Below are 14,053 nucleotides of genomic sequence, written 5' to 3' on the forward strand. Positions count from 1 at the left end.
CGTGATGCCGGTGGCGTTTCTCTCCTTTGTTGTTACAATGCCGGCCCGGCTTCTTCGTCGGGGCAGCGTGTGACACGCTTCGCTTCTCATCAGGGCTTGTAGCTCAGCGGTTAGAGCAGTCGACTCATAATCGATTGGTCGCGGGTTCGAACCCCGCCGGGCCCACCAGATTTCATGCGCGCGTTCACGCAGCATGCCGAAAACCCGCGATGGCTTCATGCGTCGCGGGTTTTTCTTTGCGGGCACGCGCGACCCATGTGGTGATCAGGAAAGTACCGAGAGGGTGCCGCGCCGCGGTCAATCGAAGTATGCTGTAGCGCGGCCGTTCCGCGCGCGACACCGGTTGCGGCCAAAGGAAAACCAGACAGCCCCGCGATCCATCCGGCGGCGAAAATAAACAGCTTCGGCCGGGAGTGGGACGGCAATCATGACCATGCTGCGTTCGTGGGGTGCGCTTCTTTCGTTGCTGGCGCTCGTTGCATGCGCGAGCCTGCCGCCGCAGGCCGAGCGCGCGCAGACGCACGCATACACCGATACCGACAACACGCGGCTGGGTGTCGCGTTTCGGCAGCAGGCCAGTACGCATCCGGGGCAGGACGCGTTTCATCTGCTGACCGATCCGGTCGATGCGCTGGATGCGCGCGTGTTGCTGGCCGATCGCGCGGACCGCTCGATCGACCTTCAGTACTACATCTGGCATGACGACCTGACCGGGCACGAGCTGGCCGACGCGATCATCCGCGCGGCCGATCGCGGCGTGCGCGTCCGTGCGCTGCTCGACGACCTCGGCACGAACGCGGACGACCGCAAACTGCTCGAGATCAGTTCACATCCGAACATCGAGATCCGGCTCTTCAACCCGGTCGCCACGCGCCGGTTCAAGAAAATCGGCACCGTGTTCGAGTTCTCGCGCGTCAACCGGCGCATGCACAACAAGGCGATGATCGCGGACAACCAGGCGGCGATCGTCGGTGGCCGCAATATCGGCGACGAGTATTTCGGCGCATCGTCGATGCTGGAGTTTGGCGATCTCGACGTCGTCGTTCATGGCCCGGTCGTGAAGGATATATCGACCGAATTCGATACGTTCTGGAATTCCCCGTACGCGTATCCGATCAGCGCGCTGGTCGGGCATGACGCGGCACCGGGCGGGCTGGACCGCGAGCGCGAACGGTTGCGCGACTACCTGAGGGCCATGGAAGACAATCCGTACGTGCTCGAGGCCAGGCAGCGGCTCGACCGGATCGTTCATGGGCAGGGCACGGAACTGTCGTGGGGGCACGCGACGGTGCTGTACGACGATCCGTCGAAGATCGCACACGCGCCGAAGGACAGCGACGGACACCTGATGCCGCAGCTGCGGGCGCTCGCATTGCAGCCCGAACATGACCTGCTGATCGTGTCGCCGTATTTCGTGCCGGGCAAGGAGGTCGTCGAGCGGCTGCGCGCGCTCACGGCGCGCGGTGTGCGCGTCACGGTGCTGACCAACTCGCTCGCGTCGACCGACGTCGCGGCCGTGCATGCCGGCTACCGGCACTACCGAAGCGATCTCGTGGCTGCCGGCGTGCGGCTATACGAGCGGCGGCCGTCGGGTGACAAGAGTATCTCGAAGCAGGTCATCATCGGGTCGTCGCGTGCGTCGCTGCATGCGAAGACCTACGTGTTCGATCACAAGAACATTTTCATCGGGTCGATGAACCTCGATCCGCGCTCGCTGAACCTCAACACGGAGATCGGCGTTTACTGCGAGAGTCCGGCGATTGCGTCGCAGGTGGCCGACGATCTGGAGGCACGGCTCGATCGCATCGCGTGGCGGGTCGAGCCGAGGACCGATCCGGCGGGCAAGGGGCGGCTCAAGTGGATTCAGACCGATTCGGACGGCAAGGTCACCGAGCTCGATCACGAACCGGAAGTGTCCGCCGCGCGGCGCATGGAAGTCTGGTTTCTCGGGCTGTTTCCGATCGAATCGCAACTATGAGCGACGATGCCGCGCGCGGTATTCAGCAACGTGTGCGGCCGTGCTGCTCGATGACGGCCGCGAACTGCATCGTCGCGGTCTCGATCGTCGTGTCGCTGAGCCCCGAGTATCCCAGCACGAAACCGTTGTACGGCCGGCCGTCGCCGACCCGATAGCTGCTCAGCGGCTGAAGCAGCACGCCATGCGCGGCTGCGGCGCGGGCGACGTCGGTATCGTGCAGCGGCAGCGCGAGATCCGCCGAAAGATGCATGCCGCCCGGACTCTCGCGAACGCTCAGCACGGCGCCGAGGTGGCGGGCGAGTGCGGCTTCGAGGCTGCGCCGCCGCTCGGCGTACAGCGTCCTCATCCTGCGCAGGTGTCGCGCAAAGAGGCCGGCGTCGATGAATTCGGCCATTGCCAGTTGATCGGCCGAGTGGCCGCGATGGACGAGTTCGCGCAGCGTGCGGGTGAAGCGGTCAACCAGGATCGGCGGAACCACCATGAAGCCGAGCCGGAGGGCGGGAAACATCGTCTTGCTGAAGGTGCCGAGATAGCAGACCGGTGCGTCGGCATCGAGGCCCTGGATCGCGGGCAGCGGCTGGCCGCCGTGGCGGAACTCGCTGTCGTAATCGTCCTCGATGATCCACGCACCGCACGCCCGTGCGTGCTCGACGAGCGCCGCGCGCCGCCGGGGGCTCATCAGTGCGCCGAGCGGGTATTGGTGCGACGGTGTCGTATAGATCAGCCTGGGCGGGCGAGTGTGCCACTGTTCGTCGGTTGGCGCCATTCCTTCGTGGTCGACCTCGATCGGCACGAGCTCCAGGCCGGTCGACCGGAATGCGGTTCGGGCGCCGTTGTAGCAGGGGTTCTCGAGCCAGCCATATTCACCGGGATTCGCCAGCATGCGTGCGCACAGTTCGAGGCTGCTTTGCGTGCCGTCGGTGATGAATACCTGGCCTGTTTCGCAGCGCACGCCGCGCGAGACCCGGATGTAGGCGGCCACGGCACGCCGCAATTCGGGCAGCCCTTCGACCGGCCCGTAGGCGAGCTGCGCGGGCTTGACGGCTCTCCATGCGCGCTCGATGCAACGGCGCCATTGGGCAACGGGGAATTCATCGAGCGATGGGAGGCCGGGAATGAATGGCAACATGCGTTCGGGTTCGGGATCGGCGTTCTCCAGCCCGTGCACGCGCTCGGACAATCGAACCGGGGCCGGGCCGCGTTCCGCCGCTGCGCTGGAACGGCCGCGCCCGTCCCATTGCGTGATCGTCCCGTTGCGCGTGGCCGCCACGAAGCCTTCCTCGGCAAGGCGCTCGTACGCATAGACCGCCGAGTTGCGCGCGATACCGAGCTCGGCCGCGAGCACGCGCGTCGACACGAGCCGCGTGCCGGGCGGGATGTGCCCGTCCAGCAGCATGTTGCGCAGGCTCCGGTAGAGGGCTTCCTGCTGGCTGTGGCGCGTCGAGCCGTCCTGCCTGGAAAGCGATGAGACGAGCAGCGAGAGATCCATGGGCTGGTTCCAGATTTTTTCGTTGAGCTGGTTCTTTTGAAGATTCGACCCGCGTCGTATCTTTCACGTTCACGTGGTGCTGGCGCGGTGCGCGGGCATGTCCAGCGATCGTCACGGATAGCGGCACGCGCGTATTTTGATCGATTTGGCAAGCGACTGTCGGTGGGATGATCGGAAGGTCATTCGCGCGTGAAAGCTGTCGCGTTCGATTCGATTAACTTCGTAGTGCAAATATATTTGGAGTGAATGCCCGTGCTTTGCCGAAACGTGGGCCGCTCGATGCGCGCAAGGGCGCGCAAACAGGAAAACGAAACATGAAAGACCAGGCCGTCATCTCCCCCACGTCCCGCACCACCATTCGCCGCCTGCCCGAACTGGCAAGCCACGATCGCGAGATGCTTCATCGCATCGTGGACGAGGCCTACGTGTGCCACATCGCATTCGGTTCGGGCGAGGACACGCACTGTATCCCGACCGCGCACTGGAGGCGGGGCGATGACCTCTATATTCACGGGTCGAACGGCAGCCGGATGATCAAGGCGTTGGCGGCGGGTGCACAGGCCTCGGTCGCGATGACGTTGCTGGACGGTCTCGTGTTGGCCAGGTCGGCCTTCAACCATTCGATGAATTACCGATCCGCGGTGATCTACGGGCGATTCGAGACGGTGGAAGGCAGTGCGGACAAGCTGGCGGCCCTGGATGCATTGATGGACAAGATCGCGCCCGGCCGCAAGCATGCCGCGCGGCCCGGCAACGAGAAGGAAATCAATGCGACCAGCGTGCTGCGGATTGCGCTTGCGGAAGCAGCAGTAAAGGTCAGCGATTCAATGCCGTCCGACAAGGAAGAAGATCTTGCGCTTGCTGTCTGGACGGGGATCCTGCCGCTGAAGATGACGCGCGGTGCGCCGGTCCATGCCGAGGGCAATGTGCCGGTACCGGATTATGTCCGGAACTGGGAGGAGTAAGTTGCACGGCAAGGCCGTGCGGCTTCGCTGAAACCGGTGGCGCGCCGAATTTTGTGCCGTGCTGCGTTCGCACGGCAACGAGACGCGTTTTTGCCGGACGGCAGGCAGTGCGAATGCCGCGCTGCCGTCACGGCGTGCATTTCACTCGGTGCGATGCTCATGCGTCTCGTGTGGCGGATGCGACTCCGCAGGGTGCGGATGCTGCGCGGGTGCGTGCTCGGGAGCCGGTTGACGCGATTGCGGTGCAGCGTGTTCTCGCGGTTGCGCTTCGTTGTGCGGTGGCGCCTCTTTGTGCACTTGCTGCGGGGTTTCGTTGCGTTGCTGCATGGCTTCGCGCTGCCGTTGCTGCTCCGCATTGTGTTGCTGCAACGCCTCGCGTTGCTGTTGCTCCGCTGCGTTGTGTTGCTGCTGCTGTACCGTGTCGCGCTGTTGCTGTTGCTGTTGCTGAGTGGCCGCACGATTTTCCTGCGCGGTGTGCTCCTGCTTCATTGCGTGCGGCCGCTCCTCGCGCATCGCACCGGACGCATGTTGTCCCGGAGCTTCGGCATGCAGTTCGTTCGCACGGTTTTGCGCGAATGCGTCCGGCGACGGCCGCGCGCCGGGGCGCGCGTCGTTCGCGCCGAAGTGCGGCATCGTCATCGGCACGGCGCCCGGGTGTTGCTCCATGGCCTGCCCGCGCATCGGCTCCGCGCCCGGCTGCATCGTGTTGCGTTCGATCGTCGTGTTCGTCGTGTTGTTGGTGACGTTGCCGCCGTAGTTGTTCGTGATTCGCGTGTTGCGGATGTTGGTGATGTTGTTGATCACGGTGGTCGACTTCGACACGTACGTGGTGTGGTTGTACACCACGGCGGGGCGCTGCCAGCCGCCATGCCAGCCGGGGCCTTCCGGACGAGGTGCGCCCCAGTTCATGCCCCATGCATGCCAGCCCCAGTCGTGGTGCCCGAAGATCGCGGCGCCGACGGCGATGCCGACGCCGAACGTGATCACGCCGGCGGTAACGATTTCGCCCGTGCTGTATGAAGGCGGCCGGTACACGTAGCCGGGGTAGGCCGAAACCGGCTCGCCGTAGACGACCGTCGGGTTGTACGACGGGACATAGACGACCTCCGGCTGTGCCGATTCGATCTCGATGGCCTGCGCGGGGGGCGGCACGATCGCCGGCCCGGCGTAGACTACGGGCGCGTCGGTAGCCGGGGTATAACCGGTCGGTGCGGCCTGCGCGACTTGCGTGACCCGCATCTGGCCGCTCGAGCGGAGATGGCCGGACGTCTGCGCGCGCTGGCGCATCACCTGGATCGCGTTCATCACGTCGGTCGGATCGTTGTAGTACGCCTGGCCGAGCGACATGGTCCAGGCCGGGTTCGACGCCATCTGCGACAGCACCGCGGGGAACGCGGTCAATGCCTTGACGGACGGATCCCACGGCTGCGTATCGGCGGCGGTTGCGAGTGCCGGTCCCTTCAACGACGGATTCTGCATGATCCAGTTATTTGCGGCCGTGACCTGGTCCGGGTACGTTGCCCCCGCCAGCACGAGTGCGACGAGTTTGTCGGGGAACAGTGCGATCGGCGCGACCATCTGGTAGAGCTGGTCGGCAGTCGGCGGCGTGTAGGCAACGGGTGTCGACGCGGGCTGCGCCGCCGCGGCCGCGCTCGCGTCGCTGGCCGGAGTGGCGGCGCTGCTGTCGCCGTTCTTGTTGCAGGCCGAGAGGCCGAGCAGCGACACGATGAGGGACGACGCGATCAGCGTTCTGACGGGGCGGTGTGCACGTGTGTCGTTCATGTTGTTCGTTCGGTGTTGTGTCGGCGTTGGCAGGCACGCGGGCCACGCGACCGGCTTGAGCCCGGTATCGCGACCGTTACCGCATGCTCCGGGGGCATCGACCGGGGCAGGCGGTGAGGCAGTGTTCGCATGGTGGTTGTTCCGCGACGAATCGATATATCCAGTTAAACGCACGACACGCGCGGAAGTTGTCTGCGTGTTGTGTAACAGTGTGTGTGCCTTGCAGTTCGTAAGCGGGCGGTGCTGCCGGGGTAATGAACATGAAAGTTGCTTGCGCAACGATTGCAAGGTCGGTGAGGGCGTCGTCGCGCCGGAAGCTGCTCCGCGAGAGTAAGCGGAACGCAAAAAACCCGCGAAGGCCTTGCGGCCCTCGCGGGTTGCTCAAGCGATCACATCCGGTTCCATGCATGCGCTGCGGTGCGCATGCGGAACCGGAGCAGTCATCGATCCATCAGCGTGCGAAATCCGACGTGCCCTGGATGAACGTGTTCAGCTTCGAGATGTTCACGCTGCCGAAGCCCGTCGTCGCGTCCCAGCCGGCCTTCGCCTTGTAGCCGTAGGTGCCGCTGCCGTTGTTGCCGGACGTGACGTCGTGCAACAGTGCCGCGTTGCTCGGGAAGTACTTGTAGATGCTCGACGCGGGGAACCCGAGCGCATTGTTGTTGGCGGACTGCAAGCGCGCCCAGATGCCCGTGAAGATCGGCGCGGCGAGGCTCGTGCCGCCTTCGTTGTTGAGGTAGCCCGAACCCCACAGCGTGTCGGAGGTCTGGCCGTTGACGACGAGAATCGCGCCGGTGCGCAGGTCCGCGTCGAAGCCGACGTCAGGCAGTGCGCGCTTGGTCGACCCCGTGAGGCTCGACGATTGCCACGAAGGTGCGGCTTCGTACTTGCTGTACCCGCCGCCCGTCGACCACACGGTGCCCGGCTGCCAGCTCGGATCGTTCCAGACGATCTCGCTGTTGTACGCGTTGGTCGACGTATTGGTGAACAGCGTCGTGCCGCCCACCGCGATCACGTACGGCGACGTTGCCGGCTCGCTCACCGTGTAGGTCGAGCGCGACGGCGTGCCGCTCGCACATTCATACGCGCCATGGTCGCCGGCGGATACCGAGAAGGTTTGCCCTTGCGCGACTGCCTGCTTGAAGATGGTGTCGTCGGTGGCCTGCGAGCCGGTGCTGTTCGCGGACGATTCGCACACGCCGAGCGACACGTTGATCACCTTTGCGACGTTGTCGGTTACGGCCTTGTTGTAGGCGGCGGTGATCGCCGTGAGCGTCATCGACGGCGCGACGTAGAACACGACCTGCTTCACGCTGCCGCCGGCCGCGCCGACGATCGACTGGCTGTCGAGGTTCCATTCGACGGTGCCGTCGGTGTCGGTGTACGAACTGCCGGACGGGCCCGTCTTCACGATGCTGCTGCTGATCGTGCCGAGGCTGTTGTTTGCGGCGAACGTATTGAGGTCGCTTACCGTCTGCGACAGGTCGCCTTCGGAGATGATGCCGACGGTGGTCTGCGAGGCGGTCGGCGTGCCGTCGCCGCCGTAGATCGACGAGAATTCGGTCGGGTTGTGCGGCACCGCCGACGCGCCGGCCGGAATCGCCAGGTTGCTGGTGTTGCCTTGCGGCTGGCTGCCGGCGCCCGTGTGCATCAGTTCGACGTTCTGCAGGCCCAGCACCGAACCCACGATGCCGCCGATCGCGTTCGGCACTTGCGCGGCGTCGGTATTCGCGTAGACGCTGCGGCCGTTGCGCGTGAAGCGCTTGAGCGTCGTGCGGAACGCGGACTTGATGGTGGCCGCGGTGCCGGACGCGGAGACCAGCAGACGGTTCGGCGCGACCACGATGTTCACGAAGCCTTCCTTGCGCAGATGCGCGACGACCGAGGCAACTTGCTGGTCAGTCGGCGCATATTGCGCCGCGAACTGCGCCGGCGTGAGGAACTGCCGGTAGTGCGGCGAACCCTGCGTATGCAGGTCGTGCAGATACTGGTCGAGTTGCGCCTCGTTGCGCAGGTTCAGCCCGAGCACGATGTCCACCGATTCGCCCGGCGCCATCTCGACGGCTGCTGCTGCAGCGGCGGCCGTGCTCGCGGCGGGCGCGCCGGCCGTACCGGCTTCGCTTTGCTGCACGAGCGGCAGGAAACCCTTGGTGTGCGTTTCCGTCCAGCCCGCCGCAGGCGCGGCGTGGGCGGTCGCCATGCCGAACGATGCGGCGGCTGCGGCGGCGAATGCGAGTTTGACGAAGCGATTGTGCTTTTGATTCTTGTCTGCAACCTGATTCATTTGAATTACCCCTCCGGTTGAACATCGAACAGCACGAACAACAACGGTCGACAGCGGTGCGGGTCATGCACCGCCGATTTCTGTCGCACGCATGCGGATGGCACGGACGCGACAGGGCCTTTCGCCCGATCCGGAAAGGTGTTTTTTCTCCGGGGGCGAAATACGGAAAACGCGGTAACGGGAAGGCTGCGCCTCGACGCGACGCAACTGCGCCGGATGTGACGCGGGCGAGATTGCTAGAGCAATAGTTTCGTTGTCCTGCTCATTTGATTCGGTCCTTCGGCCCGCTGCCGGATGGCAGTCGTCCAATGAGATGCATCGGGATGTTTCATGCGCCGGCGCGCGAACGATACAGCCGGCGGCGAGCACTGCGGTGCGGCAGAAGCGAAAAAACGTAGAGCGGAAGCGATTGCGTCGTGAGCAATTCGTCAGATTGCATCGGACGGTATCAAGAACGAAAGCGGGGTGTCAAACTTTTTTTGATTATATGAAACTAAATTAAAGCGAATATGTGCAATGTTTTTGAAAATATTGGCAGTGTTTTGTAATATTCGAAGCCGCCAAAGAAAGTAATGCGGAATTCGTTTTGCCGATCGTTTCTGGTTCGATGCGTAATGGGTGCAATTGGCCGATCGGGTTCGAGGCCGGACTCGAATTGCAGGGCATGCTGGAGAAAGCCCGATCAGCGGGCGGCAGCAAGCGGAGCATGAAGTCGCGAAGTCTCCGACGTTACACATGCGGCCGAGTCAACGAGGATCGAACCTGACGTGGGTCGCGCCTTTCTTTTGCCCGGTATGGAATCGATCAGCCCGATCCCGGCCGGATCGCGTTCTACCGGCTGCTCGACGAGTTTTTCCGATTCCTCGGGTGCTCGCGGGCGACGCACGAAACAGATTTCCTGTCCCGTGCATCGTATTGTTTCGTAGTACTCCTGCTTTTCTGGAGAGAATTTTCACGTTCTCTACGTATCTCCGTCGTCAGTCGCGCTCGCGTCCTGCGTAGGCGAAACGGAGGCCGTCGCCGAGCGTGCACTGGAAGACCTGGGCCGGCGCGACCGGCTGATACGTGGTTGGCGAAAGCGAGCGCACCGTCACCGTCGCGCTTTCATCCTGCATGACGCGGTACTGGATCAGCTCCAGGACCGGCGAGCCGCTGGGCTGGACGGTAAGGTGCTGATTGGCGAATGCGAGCGTATTGCCACCGACTTCCATGAAGTCGCGTATCGCGAAGCCACCCGATACGGTGGGCACCGTTGCCTTCGCCTGAGCCGGCTGCGCGCTCTGGCACTGGTTCGGTGAAAAGATTGCAGTCACGGTCACGCCGGCAAACAGCCGCGTGCGCAACTGTCGATACGAATTGACGTTGTCCGGCTGGGGGCTCGCGGCTGTTGCCGCGAGACTGGTTGCCGCGCCTGCGGCAACAAGAACAATGGCGAAGCGATTCAGCATTTTCCTGTCTCCGTGCGATGAAACCACGCGCACGATAGCACGGTGAGCAGGCATTGTTCAGACGGTTCGGTCACGGCACTTACTGCCCCGCACCAGCACGCCGCAGTGCGTCCGCGGCTTCCGTGTTGTCGTGCGACCGTGCGAGCTGCAGCAGCGACTGGCCGCGCCGATCGACGTGATTCGGATTCGCGCCACGCGCGACGAGGAGCGGAATCAGGTCGAATCGATTGAACAGCGTGGCGAATCCCAGCGCGGTTTCCCCCGCGCCGTTCGTCTGGTCGATCGGGCATGGCGTGTCGATCAGGCGCCGCGCGATGTCCGGTTCGTTCCTGAAGAGGGCGCCCATCAGCGCGGTGTTGCCGTGCCGGTCGCCAGTGCACGCGTTGGCGCCGGCCGACAGCAGATAGTCGAGCGCGGCGGGCTGGCCGTCGTAGGACGCGAGTATCACGGCCGTATAGCCGTGGCTGTCGGTGGCATCGACGGGATAGCCGGCGTCGTGCAATGCACGCAGGATGTCGATGCGTCCGACGCGAGCGGCGTCGAACCAGTCGCCGTCGTAGCGGCGCAGCGCGGCAGGGTCGGCCGGCGAATATGCCGGCTGGTCGGGAAGGTGCGCGCAACCGGTGATCGCGGCCAGTGCCAGGACCGTTGCGGCCGCGCGGATCGCGTGTGTCAGGCGTTTGGATTGCATGAAGATGTCCTGATGGGGGGAGGCTCGACGTGCACAGTACAACCGCGCACGTCGACGGCGACCGCAGTCGCGGGATCAGTTCTCGCTCAGCTTCGCCGCGAGCGCTTGCACTTGCCCGACGTCGGCGTGAACGGCCTGCGCGAGACGCGTGCCGTAGTCGGCATCGGCCTTGTAGAAGTACGACAGCATCGCGTACTGGTTGCGCGCGTTCGTCACCTTGCCGAGATCGCCGGACAGCGCGGTGATCAGGTCGTCCTTGTCCTGCTGCGACAGGCCGCGGTAGTACTCGCCTGCCTGGCGGAACCTCAGCTTCTTGTGGATCGCTTCCTGCTGCGTCGTGCCGTTGAGCGCCATGCGCACGGACTTGTACTGCGGATCAGGTGCGAGTTCATGCAGCGTGGAAGGTTCGTAGTTCACCTCGCCCTTGCGGTCGCCGGCGTTCATCTTGCCGTCCTGGTTGTTGTTGACGACCGGCACGACGGGCCGGTTGATCGGCAGGTCCATGTAGTTCGCGCCGAGCCGGTACATCTGCGTGTCGGCGTACGCGAACAGCCGGTCCTGCAACATCCGGTCTTCGGACGGTTCGATGCCGGGCACGAGTCGCGACGGCGCGAACGCCGATTCCTCGGTCGACTGGAAGTAGTTGTCGGGCACGCGATTCAGCGTCATCGTGCCGATCTTGCGCTCGGGCACACCGGTCCATACCTTCGTGTCGTCCAGCGCATCGAAGTCGAAACGGTTCAGGTCCTGCGGCGTCAGCACCTGCACGCACAGATCCCACTTCGGGAAGTCGCCTTGCTTGAGCGCGCCGTACAGGTCGTTCGTCATCATGTTCCAGTCGCGCCCGATCGATGCGTCGATCTCTTGCGGACGCAGCCCGTGCACGCCTTGCTGGCTTTTCCAGTGGAACTTCACGTAGTGCACGTCGCCTTGCGCATTGACGAATTTGAACGCATGCACCGCGAAGCCGTCCATGTGACGATACGAATCGGGCATGCCCGCATTCGTGTACAGCATCGTCAGCATGTTCGTCGCTTCGGGTGTGTGTGCGAAGAAGTCGAATGCGAGGTTCGGATCCTGCACGCCGGTCACGGCGCTCGGCTTGTTCGCGTGAACGAAGTCGGGGAACTTGATGCCGTCGCGAATGAAGAACACGGGCCAGTTGATGCCGACCATGTCCCAGTTGCCCTGTTGCGTATAGAACTTCACCGCGAAACCGCGCGGATCGCGCGCCTGTTCAGGCGAGCCGCGATAACCCATCACGGTGGAGAAGCGCACGAACACGGGGGTGCGGGTGCCGGGTGTGAACACCTTCGCTTTTGTCAGGTTCGAGATGTCGGCGGTCGGCACGAATTCGCCGAATGCACCGGTGCCGCGTGCATGCACGACACGTTCAGGGATGCGTTCGCGATCGAAGCGCTGCAGTTTCTCGATGAGTGCGGAGTCTTGCAGGAGCACGGGGCCGGCAGGGCCCGCCGTCTGAGAATTCTCGTTGTCGCCGACGGGGGCACCCGTGTCTCGCGTGAGTTCGGCGGCATGGGGGGACGCGGAAAGTGCAACGCAGATCGCAGCGATTGCGTGTCTCAGCACGCGATGGGAGGATGAGGACATGACGATGGAACTCCTTGAATCCGATCGGTGGTGGGGAAGCCGACTGAATTAGAAGAGATCGTCAGACGATTGGCTAATTGATATTGGATATGTTTCCGATAGCGGTGGCGTCGATGCGGCGTGAGCGCGGTTTTCATCGGCGCAGACGATGAATATTGTTGTGTGTGCAATGGGTTGTTGCGTCGCGCATCGTGAAGCGGGCCGTGAGCGTCGAACGTGGACGCATTGAAGTCTTGCGATTCGCATCTCGAGCATCGGCGCCGCAACAGCCTCGACCAACACGGCCGCGCGGCACCGATCAGCTCGGCATCAGCCCGCGCCCGCCTGCCACCCGAGCCCGAGGTTCTTCTGCAGCGACACGTAGTCCTTGATCAGCTCGGCCTGCCCGGCGATCACGTTCTGTTGCGCGGACAGCGCTTCGCGTTGCGTATCGAGCAGGTCGATCATCGACGCGACGCCCGCGCGATAGCGCTCGTCCATCAGCGACCGGGAATGCACGGCCGACGTCTGCACCTTGGTGAGCGCAACGACGTGTTCGCGCTGGTGCCCGTAACGCTGTAACGCCGTGTTGGCATCCTGCAGGGCGCCGAGCACCGCCTTCTGATAATTCGCTTCCGCTTCGTCACGCGACGCTTCGGCCGCGCGCACCGCGCCGCGCGTGCGCCCGAAGTCGAGAATGTTCCATTGCAGATACGGCGCACCGACCCACGTGAAATTCTGCTTGCGGAACAGGTGGCCGGGGTCGGTCGCGCTGAAGCCGAGATCGCCGAGCAGCGTCACCTTCGGGAAATAATCGGCGACGTGCTCGCCGATTTGCGCGTTGCTCGATGCAAGCCGGCGTTCGGCCGCGCGAATGTCTGGGCGCTGCTTCAGCAGCGTGGCCGGATCGCCGATCGCGACGCTGCCGGGCAGTGTCGGCAGCAGCGCGTCCGGTGTCGACAGTGCTGCGTCGAGTGCACCGGGCGCGCGGCCCGTCAGGATCGCAAGCCGGTCGAGCGATTCCGTGACTTGAGCATCGAGCGGGATCAGCGACGCCCGTGTGGTTTCGACCTGTGTGGTCAGGCGCTCGAGATCCACGTCGGCCGCGACGCCGCGTGCACGGCGCTGCTGCGTGAGTTCGAGCATCTGTTGCTGCAACTCGGCGGTGCGTCGCGACAGCGCAAGCCGCTGCTGCTGGTCGCGCAGGTCGACGTACGCATTCGCGACTTCGGCCGCGATCGACACCTGCGTGTCGGCGAGATCGGCATCGACCGCTTCCGCCTGCGCAGATGCTGCTTCGACCGCGCGGCGCGTGCCGCCGAACAGGTCGATTTCCCACGTTGCGTCGAAGCCCGCCGAATAGAGCTGTAGCGGGCCCGAGCCACCCAGCGACGGCGAGGTGCCGCTCGATTGGCTCGAGCCGTTCGATGGCAGCAGCGAACCGAGCGCGCTGACGTCCGGCTCGCGCATGCGGATGGCCGCGACGGTGGCCGACGACTTCGGCAACTGGGCCGCACGTTGTTGCGAGAGCTGCGCGCGCGAGGCGCGCAAGCGGGCCTGCGCCGCGTGCAGATCGGGGTTGTACGCGAGCGCGGCGGTGATCAGGTCGTCGAGCTGGCGATCGTTGAGCGCATGCCACCATGCGCTCGGCGCGGGCGCAGCGGGGTCGACGCCGGTGGCCGGCGCGCGCACGAAGGTCGGCGCATCCGGTGCGGCGGGCGCGCCGCGGTAGTCGGGGCCGACAGTGCAGCCGGCGAGCAGGCACGCGGCCGCGCACAGCGTGAGCGCAGGGCGGCGGGGGAGGGAGAAGGGTTTCATTGCGTAAG

General features: G+C 64.5%; 9 protein-coding genes and 1 tRNA gene. 3 read left to right on the forward strand and 7 right to left on the reverse strand.

Translation table 11 applies throughout. The features are described 5' to 3' along the window. Positions 1 to 92: 92 nt before the first annotated feature. A tRNA-Ile gene (locus C5O79_RS16080) sits at positions 93 to 168 on the forward strand. 259 nt (positions 169 to 427) lie between these two features. Further along, a complete protein-coding gene (locus C5O79_RS16085; RefSeq protein ID WP_122475271.1) occupies positions 428 to 1,978 on the forward strand; it encodes a phospholipase D family protein in 1,551 nt (516 codons plus the stop codon). A gap of 22 nt (positions 1,979 to 2,000) precedes the next feature. Here the strand turns inward: C5O79_RS16085 and C5O79_RS16090 are convergent, their stop codons facing one another. Continuing rightward, positions 2,001 to 3,467 (reverse strand): PLP-dependent aminotransferase family protein, encoded by a 1,467-nt coding sequence (locus C5O79_RS16090; RefSeq protein ID WP_122475275.1) that lies wholly within the window; start codon positions 3,465 to 3,467, stop codon positions 2,001 to 2,003. Positions 3,468 to 3,781: 314 nt separating this feature from the next. On the opposite strand from C5O79_RS16090, the gene C5O79_RS16095 reads away from it, so the two are divergent. Continuing rightward, the gene (locus C5O79_RS16095; protein ID WP_046549946.1) at positions 3,782 to 4,432 is read left to right on the forward strand and encodes a pyridoxamine 5'-phosphate oxidase family protein; all 651 of its coding nucleotides are present in this window, start codon (positions 3,782 to 3,784) and stop codon (positions 4,430 to 4,432) included. A gap of 141 nt (positions 4,433 to 4,573) precedes the next feature. Here C5O79_RS16095 and C5O79_RS16100 read toward each other — a convergent pair whose 3' ends face one another. The 6 genes from C5O79_RS16100 to C5O79_RS16135 form a co-directional block, all read right to left on the reverse strand. Beyond that, entirely contained in the window at positions 4,574 to 6,214 is a 1,641-nt protein-coding gene (locus tag C5O79_RS16100; protein ID WP_122475278.1) for a DUF3300 domain-containing protein, read from the reverse strand. A gap of 451 nt (positions 6,215 to 6,665) precedes the next feature. Beyond that, entirely contained in the window at positions 6,666 to 8,498 is a 1,833-nt protein-coding gene (locus tag C5O79_RS16105) for a S53 family peptidase (RefSeq protein WP_122475281.1), read from the reverse strand. Between the two features lie 977 nt (positions 8,499 to 9,475). Next, the gene (locus C5O79_RS16120; RefSeq protein ID WP_122475283.1) at positions 9,476 to 9,946 is read right to left on the reverse strand and encodes a VirK family protein; all 471 of its coding nucleotides are present in this window, start codon (positions 9,944 to 9,946) and stop codon (positions 9,476 to 9,478) included. A 79-nt stretch (positions 9,947 to 10,025) separates the two neighbouring features. Next, the gene (locus C5O79_RS16125) at positions 10,026 to 10,637 is read right to left on the reverse strand and encodes an ankyrin repeat domain-containing protein (protein WP_046549942.1); all 612 of its coding nucleotides are present in this window, start codon (positions 10,635 to 10,637) and stop codon (positions 10,026 to 10,028) included. A 75-nt stretch (positions 10,638 to 10,712) separates the two neighbouring features. Then, positions 10,713 to 12,248 (reverse strand): catalase, encoded by a 1,536-nt coding sequence (locus C5O79_RS16130; protein ID WP_131931474.1) that lies wholly within the window; start codon positions 12,246 to 12,248, stop codon positions 10,713 to 10,715. 309 nt (positions 12,249 to 12,557) lie between these two features. Beyond that, positions 12,558 to 14,045: an efflux transporter outer membrane subunit gene (locus C5O79_RS16135; protein ID WP_047850295.1), complete on the reverse strand. Its 1,488-nt coding sequence runs from the start codon at positions 14,043 to 14,045 to the stop codon at positions 12,558 to 12,560. Positions 14,046 to 14,053: the final 8 nt, after the last annotated feature.

The organism is Burkholderia sp. SRS-25 (assembly GCF_004343765.1).
Taxonomy (GTDB): Bacteria; Pseudomonadota; Gammaproteobacteria; order Burkholderiales; family Burkholderiaceae; genus Burkholderia; species Burkholderia contaminans.

What these genes read in the sequence shown, in the direction of transcription:
- C5O79_RS16085 (WP_122475271.1), top strand. Translation starts at nt 428, where the DNA reads ATGACCATGCTGCGTTCGTGGGGTGCGCTTCTTTCGTTGCTGGCGCTC.
- C5O79_RS16090 (WP_122475275.1), bottom strand. Translation starts at nt 3,467, where the DNA reads ATGGATCTCTCGCTGCTCGTCTCATCGCTTTCCAGGCAGGACGGCTCG.
- C5O79_RS16095 (WP_046549946.1), top strand. Translation starts at nt 3,782, where the DNA reads ATGAAAGACCAGGCCGTCATCTCCCCCACGTCCCGCACCACCATTCGC.
- C5O79_RS16100 (WP_122475278.1), bottom strand. Translation starts at nt 6,214, where the DNA reads ATGAACGACACACGTGCACACCGCCCCGTCAGAACGCTGATCGCGTCG.
- C5O79_RS16105 (WP_122475281.1), bottom strand. Translation starts at nt 8,498, where the DNA reads ATGAATCAGGTTGCAGACAAGAATCAAAAGCACAATCGCTTCGTCAAA.
- C5O79_RS16120 (WP_122475283.1), bottom strand. Translation starts at nt 9,946, where the DNA reads ATGCTGAATCGCTTCGCCATTGTTCTTGTTGCCGCAGGCGCGGCAACC.
- C5O79_RS16125 (WP_046549942.1), bottom strand. Translation starts at nt 10,637, where the DNA reads ATGCAATCCAAACGCCTGACACACGCGATCCGCGCGGCCGCAACGGTC.
- C5O79_RS16130 (WP_131931474.1), bottom strand. Translation starts at nt 12,248, where the DNA reads ATGTCCTCATCCTCCCATCGCGTGCTGAGACACGCAATCGCTGCGATC.
- C5O79_RS16135 (WP_047850295.1), bottom strand. Translation starts at nt 14,045, where the DNA reads ATGAAACCCTTCTCCCTCCCCCGCCGCCCTGCGCTCACGCTGTGCGCG.